Consider the following 24,981-nt stretch of genomic DNA (forward strand, 5'->3'; position numbering starts at 1 on the left):
GGAGAGCGGTCTTCGGGGTTCGCCATGGCGCAAGAGAAACTATTCGACATTTTTGTAATCGGCGGCGGCATCAACGGATGCGGTATCGCGCGCGACGCGATTGGCCGGGGATTTTCGGTTGGCCTGGCCGAGATGAACGACCTAGCCAGCGGCACATCCTCGCGGGCCACCAAGCTCATCCATGGCGGATTGCGCTATCTCGAGCATTATGAATTTCGTCTGGTGCGCGAGGCGTTGATGGAGCGGGAAGTGCTGTGGGCCAATGCACCGCACATCATTCATCCGATGCGGTTCGTGCTGCCTTATCACAAAGGCGGAGTGCGCCCTGCATGGCTGCTGAGACTGGGGCTGTTCCTCTACGACCATCTGGGCGGACGCAAAAAACTTGCCGCCACGCGGACGCTCGACATGCGATCCGATCCCGCGGCCGCGCCCTTGAAGCCGCTTTTTACCAAGGCATTTGAATATTCGGACTGCTGGGTCGACGATGCGCGCTTCGTTGCCCTGACCGCCCGGGATGCGGCGGATCGCGGCGCGATGATCCGCACCCGGACCAGAGTCGTAGCGGCTCGCCGTGACCGGGAATGCTGGACCATCACATTGGAAGATACCGACACGCACGAGCGCGAGGAAGTTCGCGCCCGCCTGCTGGTCAATGCCGCCGGTCCGTGGGCCGACAAGGTGCTGCAGGGCGTGGAGGGAGATCGCCAGCTTCACAATGTCCGCCTCGTCCAGGGCAGCCATATCGTGGTGCGCAGGAAATTTTCCGATCCGCGCTCCTATTTCTTCCAGAACAATGACGGGCGCATCATCTTCGCCATTCCTTATGAAGATGATTTTACCCTGATCGGCACGACCGATCAGGACTATGAGGGCGATCCGGCCAAGGTTGCGATTACCGACAGCGAGACCGACTATCTCTGTGCGGCCGCCAGCGAATATTTCAAGGAACCTGTCAGTCGCGCGGATATCGTGTGGACCTATTCCGGTGTGCGTCCGCTTTATGATGACGGCGCGAGCAAGGCGCAGGAAGCGACCCGCGATTACGTGCTGAAAGAGGATGCGCCCGATGGGCTTGCTCCCCTGATCAATGTGTTCGGCGGCAAGCTGACCACGGCGCGCCGGCTTGCCGAACATATGCTGGAAAAGATCGAGCAGCGACTGGGGCAGAAGGGAGCGCCATGGACCCATGCCGCCCCGTTGCCCGGTGGCGATTTCGTGGATGTCGAGTTCGAGCGGCAGTTGCAGAAAGTAAACGCCGCTTATTCCTTCCTCGCCCCGGCCCATGCGCGGCGGCTGTTCCGGCAATATGGAACGCGTATCCACAGCCTGCTCAAGGGTGCCGCTTCCCTGACCGACCTCGGACAATATTTCGGCGCCGACCTTTACGAAGCCGAAGTGCGGTATCTTCAGGAAAATGAGTGGGCAGTCAGCGCCGAGGATATCTTGTGGCGGCGCACGAAACTCGGACTTCGCCTCAATGCGGCGGATGTTTCCTTGCTTGAGGAATATCTGAAGCCTGCGCGCGTCGCCTGACCCTCTCGATCTTTAGAGCATTTCCAGCAAAAGTGTGAAACGGTTTTGCGTTGGATAATGCGATAGAACAAATAGTTAGAGCGGTTCCGGCGATTCTGTTAGAACAGGAGCCGCTCTGGCCGCACTTGCCAGTTGTGTTTTGAGCAGTCATTATTCTCCCATACAGCGGGTTCCAGCCTTCCTGGGAGGAAAAGATGGGCACACCGCAAGACCGGACACATGCTGACCGCATCCAATCCGCAATCACGACGGCGGGTGGGGCTGCACGGTCTGCTCTCGTCGCCTCGTGGCGGCGCTCGGCGGAACTGCACGGGCTCGACCCTGCCGAACCGGGATCGGTGCGCACACTTTCCGATGGCGAGTTCCGAACCGCCCATCAACGGATCGAACGCCTCGTCAGCATAGCGCAAGCCAGTATGGACCGCCTTTATCTGGCCGTCGGCGGCGTTGGCTGCTGTGTGCTGCTGGCCGACAGCGAAGGCGTGCCGGTCGAACGGCGCGGCGCACCGGGCGATGACGACACCTTCTACCGGTGGGGGCTTTGGACCGGCGCGGTCTGGAGCGAACAGAGCGAAGGCACCAACGGCATTGGCACCTGCATCGTTGAACAGCGCCCGCTGACGATCCATCGCGACCAGCATTTCCACACGCGCAATATCGGGCTTTCCTGCACGGTCGCTCCCATCCATGACCATCAGGGGCGCCTCATGGCAGCACTTGATGTTTCCTCCTGCCGCGCCGATCTGACGGAGGCCTTTGCGCAGCTTATATCGGTGGCCGTTATCGACGCTGCGCGCCGCATTGAGGCTGAAAATTTCCGTCAGGCTTTTCCTGATGCGCGTATCATGCTCGCGCCAAGCCCGGACCGCACCGGCGGCGCGCTGATCGCCGTCGACAAGGACGACCTCGTCGTCGGCGCGACGCGCGCGGCGCGCCTTGCGCTGGAGCTTGACGATGATGCGCTGGCAGGCCCCTTGCCTGCCGCCGATCTTCTGGGGACGCCCGCCGACCCGCGCGAGGACATGGCGGAATCGGAGCGCGGGGTGATCCTGCGGGCACTGGCCCGCGCGGAAGGAAACATTTCCTCTGCGGCGCAGCTTCTGGGCATCAGCCGGGCGACGCTGCACCGCAAGCTGAACCGTCTGAAGATCATTCGCGCCCATTGATGAAGCCACGCTGAAATAGGCGGGCCAAACTGTCTCAATATTGCGACAAATGATCTTGCGAGCTTGAATGCGTGGGATGACTCTTCCCCGCTCCCGCGCGATCCTCAACCATGAAGCGCTGTAGGAGCAGCGTTGTTTCTGGGAGGATGTCATGAACAAGGTTGAATTCAGCCGGACCGTGAAGCCGGCTTTTGCAAAGCGTTACGGAAACTTCATTGGCGGCAAATGGGTCGAGCCCAAATCGGGGCGCTATTTCGACAACACGTCGCCCGTCAACGGACAGGTGCTTTGCGAAATAGCCCGTTCGGATGCCGCTGACATTGAAGCGGCGCTCGACGCAGCGCATGCCGCCAAGGATGCCTGGGGCAAGACGAGCGCGGCTGAACGCGCGCTCATCCTCAATCGCATCGCCGACCGGATTGAGGAAAACCTGCCCGCGCTGGCGGCTGCCGAAACGTGGGACAACGGCAAGCCGATCCGTGAAACCACCAATGCCGACCTGCCGCTGGCTATCGACCATTTCCGCTATTTCGCAGGCGTCATTCGCGCTCAGGAAGGCGGCATTTCGGAAATCGATCACGACACGGTCGCCTATCATTTTCATGAACCGCTTGGCGTCGTCGGCCAGATCATCCCCTGGAACTTCCCGATCCTCATGGCGACGTGGAAACTTGCGCCCGCCCTTGCCGCAGGCAACTGCGTCGTTCTGAAACCGGCCGAGCAGACCCCGGCATCGATCCTGGTGCTCATGGAACTGATCGGCGATCTGTTGCCGCCCGGTGTCGTCAATGTCGTCAACGGCTTCGGCCTTGAGGCAGGCAAGCCGCTCGCATCGAGCCCGCGCATCGCCAAGATCGCCTTCACCGGCGAAACGACGACGGGACGCCTGATCATGCAATATGCCAGCCAGAACCTCATTCCGGTTACGCTGGAACTGGGCGGCAAGTCGCCGAATATCTTCTTCAAGGATGTTGCCGCGGAAGATGACGATTTCCTCGACAAGGCCATCGAAGGCTTCGTGATGTTCGCGCTCAACCAGGGCGAAGTCTGTACCTGTCCGAGCCGCGCGCTTGTCCATGAATCGATCTACGACAGGTTCATGGAAAAAGCGCTGAAGCGCGTGGAGGCCATCGTGCAGGGCGACCCGCTCGATCCGGCCACGATGATCGGTGCGCAGGCTTCCAGCGAGCAGCTGGAAAAAATCCTGAGCTATCTCGATATCGGCCGTCAGGAAGGGGCGGAAGTGCTGACCGGCGGCGAGCGCAATATTCTGCCGGGCGATCTCGCCGGTGGCTATTACGTTAAGCCGACGGTGTTCAAGGGCAACAACAAGATGCGCATTTTCCAGGAGGAAATCTTCGGTCCGGTCGTGTCCGTCGCTACCTTCAAGGACGACGCCGAAGCGCTATCGATTGCCAACGATACGCTTTACGGCCTCGGCGCCGGCATATGGACCCGCGACGGGACCCGCGCCTATCGCTTCGGACGGGCCATTCAGGCTGGCCGTGTGTGGACCAACTGCTACCACGCCTATCCGGCCCATGCGGCATTCGGCGGTTACAAGCAGTCGGGTATCGGCCGCGAAAACCATCTGAAGATGCTCGACCATTATCAGAACACCAAGAACATGCTTGTGAGCTACAGCCCGAAGAAGCTGGGCTTCTTCTAGAACTCCCGGCAGACGCAATGCGGAGAAAACGTCTTCGCATTGCGTTCAATCAAGGGTCGGGATCGCTCTTCATGCCAGTATTGCGTCGACTTTAACGATTCCCAATACCCTCCCAAGGGGCCTGGGCGGAAACGCCCGGGCGACCTTTTGTCCATGACTGCGAATTTTCACATTTCTTCCGTCCCCCAGGAAGCCAGCTCAGTTCGACAACGAAGGAGAAACTTCATGGCAAAGACAATGAAAGCCGCCGTGGTGCGCGCATTCGGAAAGCCCCTGACGATTGAAGAAGTGCCGGTACCCGAACCCGGCCCCGGCCAGATACAGGTCGCCATTCAGGCGTCAGGCGTTTGCCATACCGATCTGCACGCAGCCGAGGGCGATTGGCCGGTCAAGCCCAATCCCCCGTTCATTCCGGGCCATGAGGGCGTAGGTTACGTCTCTGCCGTGGGTAGCGGCGTCAAACATGTGAAGGAAGGTGACCGGGTCGGCGTTCCCTGGCTTTACACAGCATGCGGACATTGCCGCCATTGCCTGGGCGGCTGGGAAACGCTCTGCGAGGCACAGGAGAATACGGGCTATTCGGTCAACGGCGGCTTTGCCGAATATGTGGTTGCCGATCCCAATTTCGTCGGCCATTTGCCGAAGAGTATCGATTTCAACGAAATCGCGCCGGTCCTGTGTGCGGGCGTAACGGTCTACAAGGGTCTCAAGGTTACGGATACGAAGCCCGGCGACTGGGTTGTCATCTCCGGCGTGGGCGGACTGGGCCATATGGCGGTGCAATATGCCAAGGCCATGGGGCTCAATGTTGCTGCTGTCGATATCGACGACAAAAAGCTCGATCTTGCGCGCAGGCTCGGCGCAACTGTAACCGTCAACGCAAAGACGCATAACGATCCGGCGGCCTATATCAAGAAGGAAACCGATGGCGGCGCGCAGGGCGTGCTGGTTACGGCGGTTTCGCCGATCGCCTTCGAACAGGCGCTGGGCATGGTGTCGCGCGGCGGCACGGTCTCGCTGAACGGCCTGCCGCCCGGCGACTTCCCGCTTTCCATCTTCAATATGGTGCTGAACGGCGTTACAGTGCGCGGATCGATTGTCGGCACCCGGCTCGATCTGCAGGAGTCGCTCGATTTTGCCGGTGATGGCAAGGTGCGAGCCACCATCCGCACCGAAAAGCTGGAGGATATCAACTCCATCTTTGACGATATGCGGCAGGGCAATATCGAAGGCCGCGTGGTCATGGACCTCACGCAATAATGCCCCGTGCCGCATGGAAGATGCGGTAGAATGCACATCCGGGCGGGCATTGCACAAGTGCCCGCTCGTCTTCCCGGGAGGGGGATATGGCGGAGAAAAGCCCCGATACGGACCACGGACAGGTGAGCGCCACACCGGCCGCACTTGATCTCATCCGGCAATTGCAGGCCGAATACGGGCCGATCATGTTCCACCAGTCGGGTGGTTGTTGCGATGGGTCATCGCCGATGTGCTATCCGCAAGGCGAATTCATCGTCGGCGACACGGACGTGAAACTCGGAGAAATCGGTGGTGCTCCGGTCTATATCAGCGGTCCGCAATATGAAGCCTGGAAACATACCGAACTCATCATCGATGTCGTTCCCGGACGCGGAGGCATGTTTTCCCTCGACAATGGCCGCGAGGTTCGCTTTCTGACGCGATCGCGGGTCTGCTCAATTCCCTGATTTCTCTTTTCGTTTTGCGGCGAAGCGGTTAGAGCATTTCCAGCAAAAGTGCGAAGCGGTTTTGCGTCGGATAATGCGTGAAAACAGAAGGATAGATCGGAGAGGGAGGGAGACGATCCGATATGGCCGCAGCAGGAAAACGAGCAACCATTCATGATGTGGCACGCCTTGCCGGTGTGTCGATCAAGACAGTTTCACGCGTCTATAATGACGAACCGAATGTGCGCGAGGCCATCCGCGAAAAGGTCCGGCAGGCGGGAAGCGAGTTGCGATACCGCCCCAATGCCGCCGCCCGCAACCTTGTCGAACGCCGGTCTCACCTGATCGGTCTTTTCTTCGAAAATCCGAGCGCCAGCTACGTCACCGAATTGCAGATGGGTGCGCTGGAACGGCTGCGCGACACGCGATACCGCCTGCTGATCTTTCCCGTCGAAAATCGGGATGATATTCGCGGCGCGCTGATCGAAACGGCGCACGCCTCCGGCCTCGACGGCATCATCGTGACGCCGCCCATGTCGGACGATCCTGAAATCCTCGCCGAGTTGACGGCATCGGCAATGCCGTTTGCGCGGGTCGCGGGGGATGTGAATGTCCATCCGACCGACAGCGTCACGATTGATGACGGGGCTGCCGCCTTCGATCTCATGGAATATCTTCTGAAGCTCGGCCATCGCCGGATCGCCATCGTCATTGGCGATCCAACCCATCGTTCGGCGGAACTGCGCCTGGCGGGCTATCGGCGCGCGCTGGAGCAGGCGGGGATCGAGCGTAACCCGGATTACGAGGTGCAGGGTGGTTTCAGTTTCGCAAGCGGCCTTGCTGCCGGAAAGAAATTGCTTTCGCTCGATGAGCCGCCGACGGCGGTGTTTGCGTCAAACGACGATATGGCGGCTGCCGTCATGCAGGTCGCCTATGACCACAATGTTGCGATACCCGACCAGCTGACGGTGGTGGGCTTCGATGACAGCGCTATCGCCAGCATGGTCTCGCCGCAGATCACCACTGTCCGCCAGCCGATTTTCGAGATGACCCGCGACGCGGCGGACATGCTCTTGAAACAGATCGAAACCGGCCATTTGTCGGCTTCGCGGCAGATTGATTATAAACTCGTCATTCGCCAGTCGTCCGGCAAGGCGCCGGTATAGACCTGTCTAACTCTGTTCGGGATGCGAGGGGAAGAAGCGCTCGCGGGCAAAATTGCTGCCGAAGATCATGTCATATTGCAGCATCTGATAATCGCGCAGCAGCGGCGGGAAGGGCGGACGTTGTTGCCAGCCCTCTTCGGCATTCTCCGACCGGTCAAACACCGCATGATTGTCAACGACCCGGTAGCGCTCGTGCAACTGGCGCAGGAAGCCGGTGTAATAGGGGTGCTGCATCCCGGCCATGTCCAGAATGTGCAGCGGCAGGAAGGCGGGGCTGATCGTGCCCGTTCCCCGTTCGGCCCCACGCTTGTTTGACCAGAGAACCAGCGGGGTTTCGTGCTGCAGCATCATATCTTCGGCAGAGGCGGTGCGGCTCGCAACCCGGTTTGCCATGAAGCCCGTCTCGACATAGACGGGGCCGAGTGGCGGCAGATGGTCGCCGAAGAAAACGAGAATGGTTTCGCGGTCACGCTTGGATGCCCACTCCATCAGCCTTGCAAGGCTTGCATCGGCATCCATCGCCCCTTGCGAATAGGAGCGGATCGACTGGCGGGTATGCTCGCTGGCGTCGGTCTGCACCTCGAGTTTGGAATCCGGATAGCGGTTGGCCTCGTATGGGCCATGTCCCTGAAGAGAAACGGCGAAGAAGAAGAACGGAGCATCCATGGAATCGGCTTCGCGGATGATCTCATCGGTCAAGGCAGCGTCGGACGCCAGCGCGCCGCGCTTTTCCAGCGGCGGCATGTTTTCCTCTGACATGAACCGGTCGAAGCCCATGCTTTCATAGACGGGACCACGGTTCCAGAACCATTGGCGATAGGGATGGATGGCTCGCGTGGCGTAACCCTGATCCTTGAAAAAACTTGCAAGCGAGGGAAGCGGGCGACGGATATATTGCTGGTACGGAATGCTGCCCGAAGGCAGGAACGCCTTGGAAAAGCCGGTTAGAGTTTCAAACTCGACATTGGCGGTCATGCCGCCGAATTCCGGCGAGAAGACATGGCCGGACTGTTCCGCACGCACTGTCGGGATCGGATCGGCGCTGAAGGCCACGCCGGGAAGGCGCGTCGGATCCCAGAAGGATTCGCTCATCACCATGATGACGTCCGGCTTGCGGCTGTCGAATGCGGCAGGGATGAGCTGCGCGGGCGGTTCGATGGCGGCAATCGTCTCCGGGGAATAGCCCTCCGGCGCGAAGACCGTCGCCATCGGCACATTCAGGATGAAAGCCATGGTGAAGCCGTTATGCGCGTAATTTTCCTTCTGGTCCCACATGATGGGCAGAATGCGCAGACGGTCCCGGGCCAGCGAAAAACTCGCATAATCAGAAATGACCGCGAACCAGGCGAGCAGCGGCAGCGCGAAGGCAAGACGCAGCATCCGCCCCTTCCACGGGATCGGGTCGAAACGTCGCCACCAGAACAGCGTCACGGTGATCATCAAGGCTGCCGAGGCGATGAGCAGCAGGGCTATGCCCACCGCGCTCCATGGCCGGTCGCGCACCAGCAGCGGCAGAAGATCCACGATCTGACGGGCATAGAGAAAATCGCTCGGATAGAGCGGGTCGCCGAGATAAAGGCTTTTTTCACGGGCGGTCGTGGCGGCAATCAGCGCCAGCGGCCCGACGACGATGAAGCCATAATGGATGCGCCCGAAAATGGCGTCGCTTGCGGTGAGCACGACGACGAAAAGCGCCACGGTCGTCCATGCGGGCTTGTGCGGTGTGCGGAAGAACTGCATCGTATCGGTGAACGAGCCGCGCACGATCCATTCGATGGCGAAAACCAGCAGGGTCGAAAGCACCATGGAAGCAAGCGCAATGGCGGCCAGACGCAGCGGCCAGGCAATACGGGCAGGCCCGAAAATCGCGGCATCGCTCCAGCGACGCGCTGCGGTATTTTCCATCACACCCGGCATGTTTTACTCACCAACTCCCATATTTTCACAAAAATCCTGTCACATTTCTGTCATGGAAATGTCAACTCACGTTTGGGCCACGCTTGGGCTGCGAGTGATACGCACCGTGATCTGAACGGATGATGAATGGCGCATGTCTCCCGAAAGCGGAAAGCGGTTTCGGGTCGAAGACATGCGAAAAAACAAAGAGATAGGGAATATGAAACGAAGACAGGGCCGGAATCATCCGGCCCTGTGGGTGGCGACATGGGAGACTGGATTACGAAAAGACGTCTTCCAGCCCCTTGGTCAGTTCCAGCGCCTGACGCTCGAACAGGCGGCGGTAGATGCCGTCCGGCTTGCGGATAAGCGCATCATGGTCGCCTTCTTCGAGGATCTTGCCCTTGTCGAAGACCAGCAGCCGGTCAAGCGCCCGCACCGTCGAAAGCCGGTGTGCGATGACAAGCGTCGTGCGGCCCACCATCAGCCGTTCCATCGCCTGCTGGATCAGCACCTCCGATTCCGAATCGAGGCTCGACGTCGCCTCGTCCAGAATAAGGATCGGTGCATTTGCCAGAAACGCACGGGCAATGGCGACACGCTGGCGCTCACCGCCCGAAAGCTTCACGCCGCGTTCACCGACAAGCGTTGCATAGCCTTTCGGCAGGCGGCTGATGAAGTCGTGCGCGCTCGCAAGCTTCGCAGCTTCCTCGATCTCGGCCTGCGTCGCACCGGGGCGGGCATAGGCGATGTTCTCGGCCAGCGTCCGGTGAAACAGGATCGGCTCCTGCTGCACGATGGCGATCTGCGATCGGAGCGATGCCTGCGTGACATCGGCGATGTTCTGCCCGTCAATGCGGATAGCGCCGCCGCTGACATCGTAAAGCCGCTGGATCAGCTTGACGAAAGTCGTCTTGCCCGAACCCGAATGACCGACCAGACCGACGCGCTCGCCAGCCTCGATCTTGACCGAGAAGTCGCGATAGAGGGCGGATTCGTGATTGCCATAATGGAAGGTGACGTGATCGAAAGTGATCTCGCCATTTCCAATTTTGATGGCCGGAGCACCCGGCTTGTCGGCAATACCGTAAGGCTGCGCCTCGATATCGACCAGTTCCTCCATGTCGTTGACCGAGCGCTGCAGGTTGCGGATATGCATGCCCACATCGCGCAGATAGCCCTGCAACATGAAGAAGGCGGTCAGGACGAAGGTGATATCGCCCGCCGTTGCCTTGCCCTGGCTCCACAGATAGAGCGCAAAGGCAATGACGACGCCGCGCATCACCAGAAGGTTCGCACCCTGGATGAAGCCGTTCAGCGTACCGATCAGCCATGTGCGGCGTGTGCGGCCGCGCCACTTGGTGACGACCTTGGCAAGACGCATATCTTCGCGGCTTTCCGCACCGAACGCCTTCACAACCGCATTGCACGAAATGGCATCGGCCAAGGCGCCGCCCATGCGCGTGTCCCAGCTATTGGCAAGCGTTGCCGCAGGGGCGACGAAGCCGAGCGAGATCACGATGGTGCAGACGATGAACAGCACCGAACCAATGGCGACCAGCAGGCCCATCAGCGGCCAGTACCACGATAAAAGTGCGACCGAGCCGAGCAGCATCAGGACCGATGGCAGCAGGGCCACGATCAGCGTATCGTTGAGAAGGTCGAGCGCCCACATGGCCCGCGAGACCTTGCGCACGGTCGATCCGGCAAAGGCATTGGCATGCCAGTCGGTCGAGAACCGCTGCAGCCTGCGGAACGAGCTGGCTGCCATGTCGCTCATGATCTTCAAGGTGAAGTCGGTGATGACATAGAAGGTCAGCTGGCGCGTGATCAGCGCCAATGCACCCAGCGCAAGCAGGACGATCAGCGCATGAATGGCCGCATCCCATGCGCCGTCATTGCCCAGTGAAAGCGCGTCGACCAGCCGCCCGGAATAGAGCGGGGTCAGAACATCTGCGGCTGTTGCGAGCAGCATGCCGATTATCATCAGCGTCAGCCGCACGGGCTGACTTCGCCAGTGGCCGAAAGTGTAGCCGAGGACGTTGCGGAAAGCAGGTCCCCGGAAATTGATGCGAAACCGAGTCATATCTACAATACCAGGCCGCGTTCGGGCGGATTCTGGTTCCTTTAAAAGCATTTTCAGCAAAAGTGCGAAGCGGTTCGGCGTCGGACGATGCGTGAAAACAAAGACAAAACAAGCAGCCGGTAACGGCTGCGGCAAATTTGGAAGTTTTGGAATGTGCCCCTTTAGGGAGGGCGTTCAGGCCTCAGCCTGCATCGCGGGCCAAGGACTTAAAGCTTGGAAGCGCCCGCGCGAACACTGGGCACCATCGGGAATGGGTAATAGACACGCATCTCATACCTCTTGCCAGTGTTGCGGATAGGTGCACAATAAATGAGCAAAAATATTTGCCAAGGCGAAAAATGACAATTTTTCCAACTGGTCATTGACTGTGACAAATTTGCAAGGCAGGCCTTTCAAGGCCTAGGCCCGGGGCTTATTTTCACTTTTTGCGTTACAGGACGGCTCCGGTCTTGCAATTCCGCCGCTCATGGGTGAAGGGTCGTTCTGAGATATATCAGAGCCGTGCGGCGCACAGGGAGAGTTCATGACGGTACATCAAAATCTGATCGCGGGCGAATGGGTCGGCGGCGACGGGATCGCCAACATCAATCCTTCGGACACCAATGATGTCGTTGGAACCTATGCGCGCGCAACGGCTGAAGACACCAAGGCGGCCATTGCCGCCGCGAAAGCCGCCTTCCCGGCATGGTCGCGCTCCGGCATTCTGGAGCGCCATGCGATCCTGCGCAAAACCGCAGACGAGATCCTGGCGCGCAAGGACGAGCTTGGCCGTCTCCTGTCGCGTGAGGAAGGCAAGACGCTGGCCGAGGGCATCGGCGAAACCATCCGCGCCAGCCAGATTTTCGATTTCTTCGCGGGCGAAGCCCTGCGTCTGGCAGGCGAAGTTCTGCCTTCTGCGCGCCCCGGCATCGGCGTCGAAATCACCCGCGAGCCTGTCGGCGTCGTCGGCATCATCACGCCGTGGAATTTCCCGATCGCCATTCCGGCATGGAAGATCGCGCCGGCGCTCTGCTATGGCAACACGATCGTTTTCAAGCCGGCTGACCTCGTGCCGGGCTGCTCCTGGGCGATTGTCGATATCCTGCATCGCGCCGGTCTTCCAAAGGGCGTTCTCAATCTCGTCATGGGCAAGGGTTCCGTGGTCGGCCAGACCATTCTGGACAGCGCCGACGTCAATGCCGTTACCTTCACCGGTTCCACCGGCACGGGCAAGCGCGTTGCGGCTGCATCCATCGAGCACAATCGTCGCTTCCAGCTCGAAATGGGCGGCAAGAACCCGGTCGTGGTTCTCGATGACGCCGATCTGAATGTGGCTGTGGAATCGGTCGTCAATTCCGCCTTCTTCTCCACCGGCCAGCGCTGCACGGCTTCCTCGCGCATCATCGTGACGGAAGGCATCCACGACAAGTTCGTTGCCGCCGCCATTGAAAAGCTGAAGACCGTCGTGGTCGACAATGCGCTGAAGCAGGGCACCCATATCGGCCCGGTGGTCGATGAAAGCCAGCTCAAGCAGGACATGGACTATATCGAGATCGGCCGCAAGGAAGGCGCGAAGCTTGCCTTTGGCGGCGAGCGCCTCAACCGCGAAACGCCGGGCTTCTATCTCCAGCCTGCGCTGTTCACGGAAGCCACCAACCAGATGCGCATCAGCCGCGAGGAAATCTTCGGCCCGGTCGCTTCGGTGATCCGCGTCAAGGATTATGAAGAAGCGCTTGCCACCGCCAACGATACGAATTTCGGCCTGTCGTCGGGCATCTGCACGACGAGCCTGAAGCACGCCACGCATTTCAAGCGCAATTCGGAAGCGGGCATGGTGATGGTCAATCTGCCGACCGCCGGCGTCGATTTCCATGTGCCGTTCGGCGGGCGCAAGGGTTCGAGCTACGGTCCGCGCGAGCAGGGCCGCTACGCCGCCGAGTTCTACACGACGGTGAAGACGGCCTACACGCTGGCCTGATGGCAGTTTGAACAAACATGAAAACCGGCGGTTTCCCGCCGGTTTTTTTATGCGGCTTTTCGCGGCCAGACGGCAAGCTTGCGGGCGAAATGCGACACCGTGCCGTGCAGCAGCATGGTGAAAGCCGCCAGAACGAACAGGCAGGCGAACATCAGGTCCACCTTGGCCCGTCCATTGGCGAGCAGCATCAGATAGCCGAGCCCCTTGGATGCCCCGACCCATTCTCCCACCACGGCGCCGATGGGGGCATAGACCGCAGCGAGGCTCAGGCCCGACGCCAGCGAAGGAAAGGCGGAGGGGATGCGGATGCGAAACAGGATCGCCATGCGTCCGGCCCCCAGGATTTCCGCCGCGTCGATCAGGCTCGTTTCGGTGCGCCGCATGCCGTCGAAGAAGGTCGAAACGACGGGAAAGAAGATCATCAGCACCGTGACCGCAATCTTCGATGCGGGGCCGTAGCCGAGCCACAAGGTCAGGATGGGGGCGAGCGCGAAGATCGGGATCGCCTGGCTGAACACCATGGCGGGCATGACGAGGCGCTGCGCCAGTGGCGACATCATCAGGCAGATGGCGGTCGCAATGCCGACCGCACTGCCAAGGACGAGGCCGCCCAGCACTTCGCCGATGGTGGCGATGGCGTTCTCGGCAATCAGCCCGGCATTGCCGATCAGCGCCTGCACGACATCGAGCGGACCCGGCAGGATGAAGCGCGGCATCTGGCCGATGCTCACCACCGCCTGCCAGATGGCGAGCGCCACCGCTGCCGACAGCAGACCATCGGCAGCGCGTTTCATTCGGCTTCGGTTCGAGAGCGCTTCGGTCACTATCCGGCCTTCAACCCCATCGACCAGAACTCGGCTTCGAGCCTGCTTGCGGTGGCAAAAATCTGGCAGAGCCTTGGCCAGCGCGGGCTTTTCTCGAAGTCATCGCCGATGCGATCCCGAGCGGCCTGATCGAACAGCTTGCCCACCGTGTGGCACATGTCCTGATAATCAGGCCCCGCATAGGTATCGATCCACTCCTGATAGGGCGTGCCGGGGCGGGCCGTCACAGCGAGATTGAGGCCGATCTCGCCATAGCCATGCGCGCAGGGCACGAGCGCGGTCAGCAGGTCGAGGAAATCGCCCGCCTGTCCGCAATCGAGCACATAGCGCGTGTAGGCGAGGTTTTCCGGCTCTTCCTTCGTGGCGTAAAGCGCATCCTCGCTGATGCCTTCGCGGCCGCAGATGCCGACATGAAGCGGCAGCTCCGTCACCGTCAGCCGATGCATGATCTGGGCGCAGAGCCGGGTTTCCTGCAAGCTATTGGCCTTGACCACACCGAGCGCGAAGGCGCGGGCATAGTGATGCAGATAGACATAATCCTGACGCAGATAATGCAGGAAGGCCGCCTTGGGCAACGTGCCATCGCCAAGACCCCGCACGAATTCATGCTCGATATAGGGCTTCCAGTCATCAAGCGTCGCTGCGCGAAGGCGCGTGAACAGTTCGGATGAATAATGCGGCTGCGGCTGGCTCATGACTTGCTCCCTTCGGCATTGACGTCGATGGCGAATTTTTCGACCGGCAGGACGGAAGGCACCAGATTGTGCTCCTTGAGATAAGCCTCATAGCGACGCCAGCGGCCGGTATCGAGGCTGGCAGGTGCGCGTGAAAAGCGCGCGACGGTGTCTTTCCAGGCGCGCTGGTTCAATTCGTCCTTGAGTTCGGTGCTGTAGGACGAGAACAGCTCGAAACCCTTGTCCGGGTGATTGACGATATACTGCGCGGCCTTCTCGGTGGCCGACAGGAAGCGGGAAATCTTGTCCTTTTCCGCCGCGTCGAGCCCGGTCGTGGCCGCGACATAGACCAGCTCGTCATAAACCGGCACGCCTTCTTCCTCGACAAAGAAGCATTTGCCCGGCACGCCTTCGACGGCCATCTGGTTCAGTTCGACATTGCGATAGGCACCCATCACCGCATCGACCTGCTTCGACATCAGCGATGGCGCAAGCGAGAAATTTACATTGATGAGTTCAACGTCGGAAAGCTTCACGCCATGCTGTCCGAGAATGGTCCCGAGGAGCGTTTCCTCCACGCCCGCGACCGAATAGCCGATCTTCTTGCCCTTGAGATCGGCAATGGAATTCACCGAGCCGTCGTCGCGGGCCATCAGGCAGTTGAGCGGCGAGTCGATCAATGTGCCGACACGGACGAGCGGCAGACCCTCATGGACCTGAAGATGCACCTGCTGCTGATAGGAGACGGCGAGATCGGCCTGCCCCGCCGCGACCATCTTGGTCGGGGTCGAGGCGTCGGCAGGAGCGACGATTTCCACGTCCAGCCCCGCATCCTTGAAGTAGCCGAGCTTGTCGGCAACGATGATCGGGCCATGATCGGGGTTCGCATACCAGTCGAGAATGAGCTTCAGCTTGTCATCGGCGTGAGCCGAAGTGGCAGTGGTGAGGGCGAGGCCGAACAGGGCGGCAAAGGCAGTCTTTTTCATAGGGTTTGCTCCAGAGCATGGCCTGCATAAGCGCGCGTGGTTTCGATCCATTGGCGCAGGCGGCTTTCAGGGTCGGCATTGAGTGTGATGTCGGTGACGACGGAAACGATGTCGGCGCCCGCTTCGAAAACGCCCGGCGCGCGCTCGACGCTCATACCGCCGATGCCCACCAGCGGAATGTCGCCGATGCGTGCCTTCCATTGGCCGAGACGAGGCAGGCCCTGCTCGTGCCATTTCATCTTTTTCAGGATGGTCGGATAGACGGGGCCGAGCGCGATATAGTCAGGCTTAACCGACAATGCGCGGTCCAGTTCCGCTTCGTCATGGCTTGAAACGCCGAGCTTCAGGCCACCGGCGCGAATGGCATCGAGATCGGCATCGTTGAGGTCTTCCTGGCCCAGATGGATGAAGTCGCAGCCTTCCTCCAGCGCCAGTTTCCAATAGTCGTTGACGATCAGCTGGCAGTCATGGGCAAGGCATATCTCGCGGGCGGCGCGGATTTCACCGCGCAGTTCCGGCTCGCTCTTGTCCTTGACGCGCAACTGCACCAGCCTGACGCCGAGCGGCACCATGCGCTCCAGCCAGCTCGCGCTGTCGAAGATGGGGTAGAACGGATCGAGGGCCATTACAAAAATGCCTTTCCGAGAAGAGGGGTGGATGGTGCGGCCATGTCGCGGGCTTCGATGGCGTCCGCCTCGAAGGCGAGCCGACCGGCTTCGACGGCAAGCGCGAAACCGCGTGCCATGGCGACGGGATCGCCAGCCTTGGCGACGGCGGTGTTGATGAGCACGGCGTCGAAGCCCAGCTCCATTGCCGCCGCCGCATGGGACGGCACGCCGATGCCTGCATCGACGACAAGCGGAATGTCGGGGAAATGCGCCCGCATGGTTTTGAGCGCATAAGGATTGTTCAGGCCACGGCCCGAGCCGATGGGCGCGCCCCACGGCATCAGCACCTTGCAACCGGCCTCGAGAAGCTTTTCCGCGACGACCAGATCGTCATTCATATAGGGAAAGACCTCGAAGCCGTCGTCGCACAGCGTGCGCGCCGCTTCCACAAGGCCGAACGGGTCGGGCTGCAATGTGTCATGGTCGCCGATGACTTCGAGCTTGATCCAGTTGGTGCCGAAGATTTCCCGCGCCATTTTTGCCGTGGTGACAGCTTCGCGGGCCGTGTGACAGCCCGCCGTGTTCGGCAGAACAGCGACGCCCAGTTCCCGGATCAGCGCCCAGAAATCCTGTCCGGCGCGGGCCTCGCCGCTTTCGCGGCGCAGCGAGACGGTAACGATACCGCTTTGCGAGGCGCGCACCGCATCGGCCAATATGGCCGGTGACGGATATTGCGCCGTGCCGAGCAGCAGGCGGCTTTCAAACTTCCTGCCATAAAATTCCAGCATCTCAGCCTCCCTGCATCGGGGCCAGAACTTCGACGCGGTCGCCAGCCGACAGGATCGCGGCTTCGCGCTCGTCGCTGGCCACGAATTCGCCGTTGAGCGCCGTTGCGACAACCGCTTCATCCAGTTCGATTTCGATGAGCAGCGCCGCCAGATTGGCGGCTGTCGTGGTGACGACTTCACCGTTCAGCACGATTGTCATGCATAGTCCTCCACAAATTCGGGCCTGGTTTCGGGTGCGGTCGCAGCGGCGACCGCCATGCGCGCCATCGCCGGCGAGAGCAGGAAGCCGTGGCGGTAAAGCCCGTTGACATAGATGGTTTTGCCGCGCCGTCTGACGCGGGGCAGGTTGTCGGGAAAGGCCGGGCGCGCATCGACCCCGGTTTCGAGAATTTCCGCCTCGCCGAAGGCCGGATGCAGGGCATAGGCGGCACTCAGGAGTTCCAGCGTGGAGCGCACGCTGATCCCGGACCGCTCGCCGCTTTCGATCATGGTCGCGCCGATCATGTGCACGCCGTCGCCGCGCGGCACGATGTAAAGCGGAATGCGCGGGTGCAGGAGCCGCACGGGCCGCGAAAGATTGATGTCGCGGGATCGGACAACCAGCATTTCCCCCTTGACGCCGCGGAGGTCGGGCAGCGCATCCCGTGCGGCAAGGCCCCGGGCATCGACCACGATATCCGCGTCGATTGTCCCTGCGTCCGCTTCCGTACCGAGATGGAAGACGACGCCTTTTCGTTGCAGGTTTCCGGCCAGCTCGATCAATGTCCGGCGCGGGTCGAGATGGCCCTCGCGTGCGAAGAAAAGCCCCTGCCGGAAACGTCCGGCCAGATCGGGTTCCAGCGCATCGATGCGTGCTTGATCGATTGTGTCGAAGGCTTCCGTCCGGCGGGCGAAGCGACGCAATTCGCTGGCATCGCGCGTGTGCGACAGGACGAGCGTGCCTTCACGCTTGACGCCGGACACGTGCTTTTCCCACCAGCCAAGTGCTTCCTGCCCAAGCCGTACGACGGGTTCTTCGGCGCTTTCGCCCTCGCACCATGGCGCCAGCATGCCGCCCGCAAGGCACGAACAGCAATCGGCGCCGATCTGCGGGCTGCGGGCAATCACCGTGACGGCATGGCCCTGGTCGGTGAATTCGGCGGCGGTGGCAAGACCGGCCACACCCGCTCCGATAATGGTGACGCGCATCAGGCAATCTCCTCGGTCCGGGTTTTCCAGAGGCCATGGAAATGATGCACCGGCCCGTGGCCATGTCCGATCTTCAGGCTGTCGGCGGCGCGGATTGCGGCTTGCAGATAGGCATGCGCGCTCAGCACCGCCTTTTCCAGCGGCAGGTTCCGGGCCAATTCCGCGGCAATGGCCGAAGAGAGCGTGCAGCCTGTGCCATGGGTATTGGCGGTCAGGATACGCAGTGCTTCGACACGGAGCGTCGGCTGGTCGCGGCGAACCAGCAGATCGACGCAGGTTTCGCCTTCCGCATGTCCGCCCTTCATCAAGACGGCCTTTGCGCCAAGTTCCAGCAGCGCGCGCCCCTGCGCCTCAGCTTCGGTCTCGTCGCGCGCCACACCGGCGTCGAGCAGGCAGGCCGCTTCGGGCCGGTTGGGTGTCAGCAAGGTGGCGAGCGGCACCAGCCTCTCGCGCAGCAATGCGATGGCGTTTTCACTCAGGAGCGCGGCGCCCGACTTTGCCACCATGACCGGATCGAGAACGATGGGGCCGGAAAAATGGGCAAGGCCGCGCGCGATGGCCTCGATGGTTTCGGGCACGGAGACCATGCCGATCTTCACCGCCGCCACGTCGAGATCGCTGAAAACGGCGTCGATCTGTCCGGCGACGATGGCGGGCGGGATGTCGTGCACGGCGCTGACCGTGCGGGTGTTCTGCACGGTCACGGCGGCGATGACGCTTGCGCCATAGACACCAAGCGCGGAAAATGTCTTGAGGTCGGCCTGAATGCCAGCGCCGCCGCTGCTGTCGGAACCGGCGATCGTGACGCATATCGGCACGGATCGCGACGGGTCGCTCGTTGATTTGGTTCGGGAGAAACTGTTCTGTTGGTCCATCATGTCGTCTCTCATTCCGAACGGAAGATGAGACGTCATGAACCTGGCCGGAGCCGAGACTCCATTTGGGGTGTTGCCCCGTCCGCGACGCGCCAAACTCCGTTCCCTACGCAGGTATTACCCGGATCAGGTTCAATGGGTTGGCGCGAGAACGCACCTCTCAGCCTTTTGTGTCGCAATACCGGACGGAAAACCGCTTGGCACTTTTCCTGATATTGCTTCGAAGGCACCCCAACGAATTTTGCGCCTATAGGCATAGGCCGGAAGTTGAAGACGGTCAAGCGATGGAAAAAGTCTGATTTTAAAGAAATTCCTTAAATCGACCCCCAATTTGTATATGGTTTATTAAAATTCTCGGCTTTAATCTATGCTCGGGGTGCATCTGAATCGGGTTGCTCATAGTACTAACAAACGAGACGGTCCGCTCGTGGAGTGGAGCCGTATAATCCTGTAGGATCAGTAGGATGAGGGGAATGCGATGAGGAAGCGGGGGGGCGCTTCGGCTTCGGCGGAAGGTACGATGGCGCGCACGTCCGAACAGGACTTCCGCATCCTTTTTACGACGCATCCGACACCCATGTGGGTTTATGACCCGGAAACGCTGCGTTTCATCGTGATGAATGACGCCGCATACCGGCTTTATGGTTATACAGCCGACGAAATCCCGGCCATGACCGTGCTCGATATTCGCCCGCAAACCGAGCGGGACCGGATGCTTGCCGCCATTCGTGATCGCAGCGACCTTGAGCGCCCGGAGCGCTGGCAGCATTTGCGCGCCAATGGTGAAACCATCGATGTTCTGACTTACGGACGCCAGGTGCTGTTCGACGGCAAGGAAGCCATTCTCGCCATCGTTCAGGACAGGACGGAAGTGACGGAGGCCAATCGTCAGGCAAGTCACGCGCAGACCTTGCTGGACAGCCTCGTCAACAACTTGCCGCTTGGTGTGTTCGTCAAGGACATGCAGGATAATGGTCGTTACGTGCTCTTCAATCAGGCGGCATCCGTGGCGAGCGGACAACCGATAGAAGAAGCCATCGGCGCTACCGACCTTGATCTTTTCCCAAAGCGCGAGGCAGCCGTAATTCTCGAGCAGGACCGCATGGCGATGCGGCGCCGGGACGTGCTGAGCGTCGAACGCAAGGTGGAGCGCAAGGATGGAACCTCGCGCACGATGCGGATCATAAGATGCTCCATTCCGCCTGTCGAAGGCGATGAGCCCCGCTATTTGATCGGCCTTCTCGAGGATGTGACCGAGCGGCGCGAAATCGAGGAGCGCATGGCGCATATCGCCATGCACGACAGCCTGACCGGCCTGCCGAACCGCGCCTATTTCGCCCATCACGTCGAGAGCCTGCTGAAGAAGGGCGGCGATTCCGAGCCTTTCGCGTTGTTCTATCTCGACATCGATCATTTCAAAAACATCAACGACAGTATCGGCCATCAGGCGGGCGACCAGCTTCTGCAGGAAGTCGCGCGTCGGCTGAAACAGATTACGACCCCGGACGAATTCATCGCGCGGCTGGGCGGCGATGAGTTTGCAATCGTCTATCGCAGCGGCACGCTGGGGCAGATCGCGATGTTTGCCGACCGTGTGCTTTCGGCTTTTCAGGACTCGTTCAAACTGGTCGGCAATTCGGAATTTGTAACGTGCAGCATGGGCATTTCCCAGGCGCCGCTGCATGGCGATAATCCCGATGCGTTGATGCGTAACGCCGATCTGGCACTTTACGCGTCAAAATCCGGTGGACGCCGCACATTCCGTTTCTATCAGCATTCCCTGCGCCTGGCGGCCGAGAAGCGTCACGTCATGACTGGCGAGCTTCGGCAGGCACTGCTGGACGAACAGTTCGAACTTCACTACCAGCCGATCTTCAACCTTGAAAGCGGCAGGATTTCCGGCTTCGAGGCACTGATCCGCTGGCGTCATCCCGAGCGCGGCATGGTTTCTCCGGCCGAGTTCATTCCACTGGCGGAAGAAACCGGGCTGATCGGGCCGATTGGCGACTGGGTCTTGAGGGCGGCCTGCCGGGAAGCTGTCCTCTGGCCGGAAGACATCAAGGTTTCCGTCAATCTCTCGCCGGTCCAGTTCAGCCAGACGACGCTCCTGCAATCGGTTACCGATGCGCTTGAAGCAGCGCGGCTTTCGCCAGACAGGCTCGAGCTTGAAATCACGGAATCGGTCTTCCTCTCGAACAGCAAGAACAATATCGAGCTGCTGTTCGAGCTTCGGCGGCTGGGTGTCCGTATTGCGATGGATGATTTCGGAACCGGCTATTCGTCGCTCAGCTATCTGCGTTCCTTCCCGTTCGACAAGATCAAGATCGACCGCAGTTTCGTTTCGGGCATCGAGGTCGATACGCGTGACCTCGCCATCATTCAGGCCGTGGCGACGCTTGGCGCCGGTTTCAACATTGTCACCACGGCAGAAGGCGTGGAAACCGCGCAGCAGCTTGAACGCTTGAAGTCGGAACGGTTTGGCGAGGTTCAGGGTTTCCTCACCGGTCGGCCAATGCCTGCGGGCGATGTGCATTCCTTTATCCAGAATCGCAGCAATGCCGGGCTGGGGCTGGTCGCGGCGCATAATACCTTGCCGATCTAGAAACATCTCCTGAAAGGGCGGGGAGCCGCATTCGCGACAAACGCAATATCCATATCGAACTTGTGTCGAAAAGGGCTTGACCTTCCAACGGTGGGAAGGACTATTTAAGGAGCAACTCTCGAATTATGCCCTTCCCGGGCGGTGAAAGGGATTGCCATGAACAAGCCTGTAAATCACGAAACCATCAGCTTTCCTGTCCCTGTCGAAGGGATGAGTTGCGCTTCATGCGTGTCGTCCGTGGAAAAAGCTGTCGCCAAGGTTCCTGGAGTCGACAAGGTTTCCGTCAATCTCGCAACGGAACGCGCCGACGTGACTTTCAAGGGCGCACCGGATTTGCCGTCGGTGATCGACGCCATTCGCAAGGCGGGTTATGAAGTGCCCGCCGCCAGCATCGATCTGGCCATCGAGGGCATGAGCTGCGCGTCCTGCGTCAGCAAGGTCGAAAAGGCTTTGAACGGCGTGCCGGGCGTGACCCGCGCCAGCGTCAACCTTGCAACGGAGCGGGCCCATGTCGATCTGGCCGGGCAGGTGTCGGTCAACGAGCTTATCAAGGCCGTTGAAGCTGCCGGCTATGAGGCGCGGTCGCTTGATGACGGGCAGGGCAGCGACAGGCAGGAAACCCAGTCCGAAAAGCGGGATGCGGAAGCGGCAGAGCTGAAGAAAAGCGTCATCCTTGCCGCCCTCCTGACATTGCCCGTCTTCGTGCTGGAAATGGGGTCGCATCTCATCCCGGCGGTTCATATGTTCGTCATGGACCGTATCGGCATGCAGAACAGCTGGTATCTGCAACTCGTGCTGACGACGCTGGTCCTGTTTGGCCCCGGTTTGCGGTTTTTCAGGAAGGGCATTCCGACGCTCCTGCGCGGCACGCCGGACATGAATTCGCTCGTGGTAGTGGGTACGCTCGCAGCCTGGGGCTTCTCCGTCGTCGCGACCTTTTTCCCGGCGGTGCTGCCTGAAGGCACGGTAAACGTCTATTTTGAAGCCGCCGCCGTCATCGTCACGCTGATCCTGATCGGGCGTTTTCTGGAAGCGCGCGCCAAGGGGCGCACCAGTGCGGCTATCAGCCGGCTGGTCGGCTTGCAGGCGAAGTCGGCGCGTGTCGTGCGCGATGGCGAGACGGTCGATGTGCCGCTCGAAGATGTTCGCGCAGGTGATGTCGTACAGGTTCGTCCCGGCGAGAAAGTGCCGGTCGACGGAGAAGTGATCGAAGGTTCGTCCTATGTCGATGAATCGATGATTACCGGCGAGCCCGTGCCTGTCGCCAAGGAAAAGGGCGCGGAAGTGGTGGGCGGCACGATCAACAAGACCGGCGCCTTCACGTTCCGCGCCACCAAGGTTGGCCGCGACATGGTGATTTCGCAGATCATCCGCATGGTCGAGGACGCGCAGGCCGACAAGCTGCCCATTCAGGCCATGGTCGACAAGGTGACGGGCTGGTTCGTCCCCGCGGTTATGGTCGCCGCCGCCCTGACCTTCGCGCTGTGGCTGGCGATTGGCGGCACGGGAATGCTGGGTTACGCGCTGGTGAACGCCATTGCGGTTCTCATCATTGCCTGCCCGTGCGCCATGGGCCTCGCCACGCCGACATCGATCATGGTCGGCACCGGTCGTGCGGCTGAGTTCGGCGTCCTGTTCCGCCGTGGTGATGCATTGCAGACCTTGCGCGACGCTTCCGTAATCGCCGTCGACAAGACCGGCACGCTGACGCAAGGTAAACCCGCACTCGCGCATTTCGCAACGGTCGAGGGCTTCGACAGGGACGAACTTCTGGCGCTTGTTGCAGCCGTCGAAGCCCGCTCCGAACACCCGATTGCCGACGCGATCGTGGAAGCCGCGAAGGCGAAAGGGTTGAAGCTTGCGGACGTATCGGCTTTTGAAGCGGTCCCCGGTTTCGGCTTGAAGGCGCAGGGCTCCGGCCATGAGGTGGCCATCGGTGCCGACCGTTACATGGCGAAGTTTGGGGCTGATGTTGCTGCCTTTGCCGATGATGCGAAGCGCCTCGGCGATGAAGGACAGTCCCCGCTCTATGCGGCCATTGACGGCAAGCTGGCGGCGATCCTCACCGTCGCCGACCCGATGAAGGAAACCACGCCAGCGGCGATTGCCGCCCTTCACGAGCAGGGACTGAAGGTCGCGATGATCACCGGCGACAATCGCCGCACGGCTGAGGCCATCGCGAAACGTCTGGGCATTGATGAAGTGGTTGCGGAAGTGCTGCCGGACGGCAAGGTCGAGGCGCTGAAGCGCCTTTCGGCGGGCGGCAAGCGGATCGCCTTTGTCGGTGACGGCATCAACGACGCGCCCGCACTCGCCGCTGCCGATGTCGGTATCGCCATTGGCACCGGAACGGATATCGCGATTGAAAGTGCTGACGTGGTGCTGATGTCGGGCGATCTGCGCGGCGTGGTCAATGCCATCGCCATATCGAAGGCGACGATCCGCAATATCGGCGAGAACCTGTTCTGGGCCTTCGCCTATAACGTTGCCCTGATTCCCGTCGCGGCGGGTGTTCTCTATCCCTTCACCGGCACGCTGTTGTCACCGGTTCTGGCGGCGGGCGCCATGGCTTTCTCGAGCATTTTTGTCCTGAGCAACGCCTTGCGGCTCAAGGCCTTCAAAAGCCCGATAGAGGCGTGAACAAGAAAGGCGCGGTTTTGACCGCGCCTTTTTGTTTCAGAGCATTTCCAGCAAAAGTGCGAAGCGGTTTTGCGTAGGATAATGCGATAAAACAAATAGTTAGAGCGGTTCCGGCGATTCTGTTGAAACAGGAACCGCTCTAGAATTGTGCTTGGTATGCCGCTACATGCTCCGGGAACAATTCTTCATAAAGCTGATGATCTATTCCGAGGATGGTGACGAGGATTTCATTCGCTTCTTCGGAATAGTCTTCGATAACAACGCCTCCGCTTGACGGAATCGATACGCCATCGAACTTGACGGTCAGAACGCCCCTATCGATCAGATCAGTATGGAAGGACGGTGTCGTCAGCAGGCTGCCAAAGGCAACGCCCATAGGCGGATCGCCGCTCTCAAGAGAGCTGGTGCCGACCAAAACGTCATTTGCGTAGACTTCAAATCGCTTCATGTGCACCGATTTGTCCCCTAAAATCGCCGAAGACTATTATCCGCGATTTGAACGAATAATAGAAGGGGCGAGCTTGTTTGCCTTTTCGCCTTCCGGAGAAAAGTTCTTCATAAGCAACAACCCTGACAATCCGCAGTTTAAGGACTACCGCTGACCCGATTCCGCATTTAGCTAAGTGGCTGGAAGC

General features: G+C 60.4%; 20 protein-coding genes and 1 riboswitch. Of the genes, 9 read left to right on the top strand and 11 right to left on the bottom strand.

From position 1 onward, the window contains the following. Positions 1-24 precede the first annotated feature (24 nt). From glpD to ABWW28_RS06645, 6 genes are all read left to right on the top strand, one after another. Positions 25-1,536, top strand: coding sequence for a glycerol-3-phosphate dehydrogenase (gene glpD, locus ABWW28_RS06620; protein ID WP_113342016.1), 1,512 nt, complete (start codon positions 25-27; stop codon positions 1,534-1,536). A gap of 194 nt (positions 1,537-1,730) precedes the next feature. Further along, positions 1,731-2,702 (top strand): GAF domain-containing protein, encoded by a 972-nt coding sequence (locus ABWW28_RS06625; protein ID WP_113342017.1) that lies wholly within the window; start codon positions 1,731-1,733, stop codon positions 2,700-2,702. A 151-nt stretch (positions 2,703-2,853) separates the two neighbouring features. Further along, positions 2,854-4,371: an aldehyde dehydrogenase gene (gene adh, locus ABWW28_RS06630; RefSeq protein WP_006465928.1), complete on the top strand. Its 1,518-nt coding sequence runs from the start codon at positions 2,854-2,856 to the stop codon at positions 4,369-4,371. A gap of 225 nt (positions 4,372-4,596) precedes the next feature. Continuing rightward, complete coding sequence (gene adhP / locus ABWW28_RS06635) at positions 4,597-5,631, top strand: alcohol dehydrogenase AdhP (protein WP_112671362.1); 1,035 nt, start codon at positions 4,597-4,599, stop codon at positions 5,629-5,631. Positions 5,632-5,717: 86 nt separating this feature from the next. Further along, the gene (locus ABWW28_RS06640; protein ID WP_113342018.1) at positions 5,718-6,077 is read left to right on the top strand and encodes a DUF779 domain-containing protein; all 360 of its coding nucleotides are present in this window, start codon (positions 5,718-5,720) and stop codon (positions 6,075-6,077) included. 122 nt (positions 6,078-6,199) lie between these two features. Then, positions 6,200-7,222: a LacI family DNA-binding transcriptional regulator gene (locus ABWW28_RS06645; protein ID WP_112671360.1), complete on the top strand. Its 1,023-nt coding sequence runs from the start codon at positions 6,200-6,202 to the stop codon at positions 7,220-7,222. A gap of 6 nt (positions 7,223-7,228) precedes the next feature. Here ABWW28_RS06645 and ABWW28_RS06650 read toward each other — a convergent pair whose 3' ends face one another. Together ABWW28_RS06650 and ABWW28_RS06655 are read right to left on the bottom strand one after the other, a co-directional pair. Beyond that, complete coding sequence (locus tag ABWW28_RS06650) at positions 7,229-9,139, bottom strand: LTA synthase family protein (RefSeq protein WP_113342019.1); 1,911 nt, start codon at positions 9,137-9,139, stop codon at positions 7,229-7,231. Between the two features lie 259 nt (positions 9,140-9,398). Continuing rightward, a complete protein-coding gene (locus ABWW28_RS06655) occupies positions 9,399-11,204 on the bottom strand; it encodes an ABC transporter ATP-binding protein (protein WP_182506228.1) in 1,806 nt (601 codons plus the stop codon). A 523-nt stretch (positions 11,205-11,727) separates the two neighbouring features. On the opposite strand from ABWW28_RS06655, the gene ABWW28_RS06660 reads away from it, so the two are divergent. Beyond that, positions 11,728-13,161: an aldehyde dehydrogenase family protein gene (locus tag ABWW28_RS06660; protein WP_006465935.1), complete on the top strand. Its 1,434-nt coding sequence runs from the start codon at positions 11,728-11,730 to the stop codon at positions 13,159-13,161. Between the two features lie 47 nt (positions 13,162-13,208). Here the strand turns inward: ABWW28_RS06660 and ABWW28_RS06665 are convergent, their stop codons facing one another. Genes ABWW28_RS06665 through thiD form a run of 8 tightly spaced genes read right to left on the bottom strand, consistent with a single transcriptional unit; the run spans position 13,209 to position 19,104 of the window. Continuing rightward, positions 13,209-13,955, bottom strand: coding sequence for an ABC transporter permease (locus ABWW28_RS06665; protein ID WP_210272861.1), 747 nt, complete (start codon positions 13,953-13,955; stop codon positions 13,209-13,211). Between the two features lie 29 nt (positions 13,956-13,984). Then, positions 13,985-14,680 carry a thiaminase II gene (gene tenA / locus ABWW28_RS06670; RefSeq protein ID WP_112702591.1) on the bottom strand — a complete coding sequence of 232 codons (696 nt, stop codon included), beginning with the start codon at positions 14,678-14,680 and terminating at the stop codon, positions 13,985-13,987. Continuing rightward, positions 14,677-15,645, bottom strand: a complete 969-nt coding sequence (locus ABWW28_RS06675) for an ABC transporter substrate-binding protein (RefSeq protein ID WP_113342022.1) — start codon at positions 15,643-15,645, stop codon at positions 14,677-14,679. The genes tenA and ABWW28_RS06675 overlap by 4 nt, the downstream gene beginning before the upstream one ends. Further along, the gene (locus ABWW28_RS06680) at positions 15,642-16,271 is read right to left on the bottom strand and encodes a thiamine phosphate synthase (protein ID WP_113342023.1); all 630 of its coding nucleotides are present in this window, start codon (positions 16,269-16,271) and stop codon (positions 15,642-15,644) included. The genes ABWW28_RS06675 and ABWW28_RS06680 overlap by 4 nt, the downstream gene beginning before the upstream one ends. Next, the gene (locus ABWW28_RS06685) at positions 16,271-17,041 is read right to left on the bottom strand and encodes a thiazole synthase (protein WP_112702593.1); all 771 of its coding nucleotides are present in this window, start codon (positions 17,039-17,041) and stop codon (positions 16,271-16,273) included. The genes ABWW28_RS06680 and ABWW28_RS06685 overlap by 1 nt, the downstream gene beginning before the upstream one ends. Position 17,042: 1 nt before the next feature. Then, a complete protein-coding gene (thiS, locus tag ABWW28_RS06690) occupies positions 17,043-17,240 on the bottom strand; it encodes a sulfur carrier protein ThiS (RefSeq protein WP_113342024.1) in 198 nt (65 codons plus the stop codon). Further along, the gene (gene thiO / locus ABWW28_RS06695; protein ID WP_113342025.1) at positions 17,237-18,229 is read right to left on the bottom strand and encodes a glycine oxidase ThiO; all 993 of its coding nucleotides are present in this window, start codon (positions 18,227-18,229) and stop codon (positions 17,237-17,239) included. The genes thiS and thiO overlap by 4 nt, the downstream gene beginning before the upstream one ends. Next, the gene (gene thiD / locus ABWW28_RS06700; protein ID WP_113342146.1) at positions 18,229-19,104 is read right to left on the bottom strand and encodes a bifunctional hydroxymethylpyrimidine kinase/phosphomethylpyrimidine kinase; all 876 of its coding nucleotides are present in this window, start codon (positions 19,102-19,104) and stop codon (positions 18,229-18,231) included. The genes thiO and thiD overlap by 1 nt, the downstream gene beginning before the upstream one ends. An 86-nt stretch (positions 19,105-19,190) precedes the next feature. Beyond that, positions 19,191-19,348: riboswitch (TPP riboswitch) on the bottom strand. 234 nt (positions 19,349-19,582) lie between these two features. Between thiD and ABWW28_RS06705 the strand changes: the two genes are divergently transcribed. Together ABWW28_RS06705 and ABWW28_RS06710 are read left to right on the top strand one after the other, a co-directional pair. Next, positions 19,583-21,706, top strand: a complete 2,124-nt coding sequence (locus ABWW28_RS06705) for a putative bifunctional diguanylate cyclase/phosphodiesterase (protein ID WP_113342026.1) — start codon at positions 19,583-19,585, stop codon at positions 21,704-21,706. 156 nt (positions 21,707-21,862) lie between these two features. Beyond that, positions 21,863-24,346 carry a heavy metal translocating P-type ATPase gene (locus tag ABWW28_RS06710; protein ID WP_353390592.1) on the top strand — a complete coding sequence of 828 codons (2,484 nt, stop codon included), beginning with the start codon at positions 21,863-21,865 and terminating at the stop codon, positions 24,344-24,346. 139 nt (positions 24,347-24,485) lie between these two features. Here the strand turns inward: ABWW28_RS06710 and ABWW28_RS06715 are convergent, their stop codons facing one another. Beyond that, positions 24,486-24,794: a hypothetical protein gene (locus ABWW28_RS06715; protein ID WP_112702601.1), complete on the bottom strand. Its 309-nt coding sequence runs from the start codon at positions 24,792-24,794 to the stop codon at positions 24,486-24,488. Positions 24,795-24,981 lie beyond the last annotated feature (187 nt).

The sequence above is a fragment of the Brucella sp. NBRC 14130 genome, assembly GCF_040371715.1.
Taxonomy (GTDB): Bacteria; Pseudomonadota; Alphaproteobacteria; order Rhizobiales; family Rhizobiaceae; genus Brucella; species Brucella intermedia.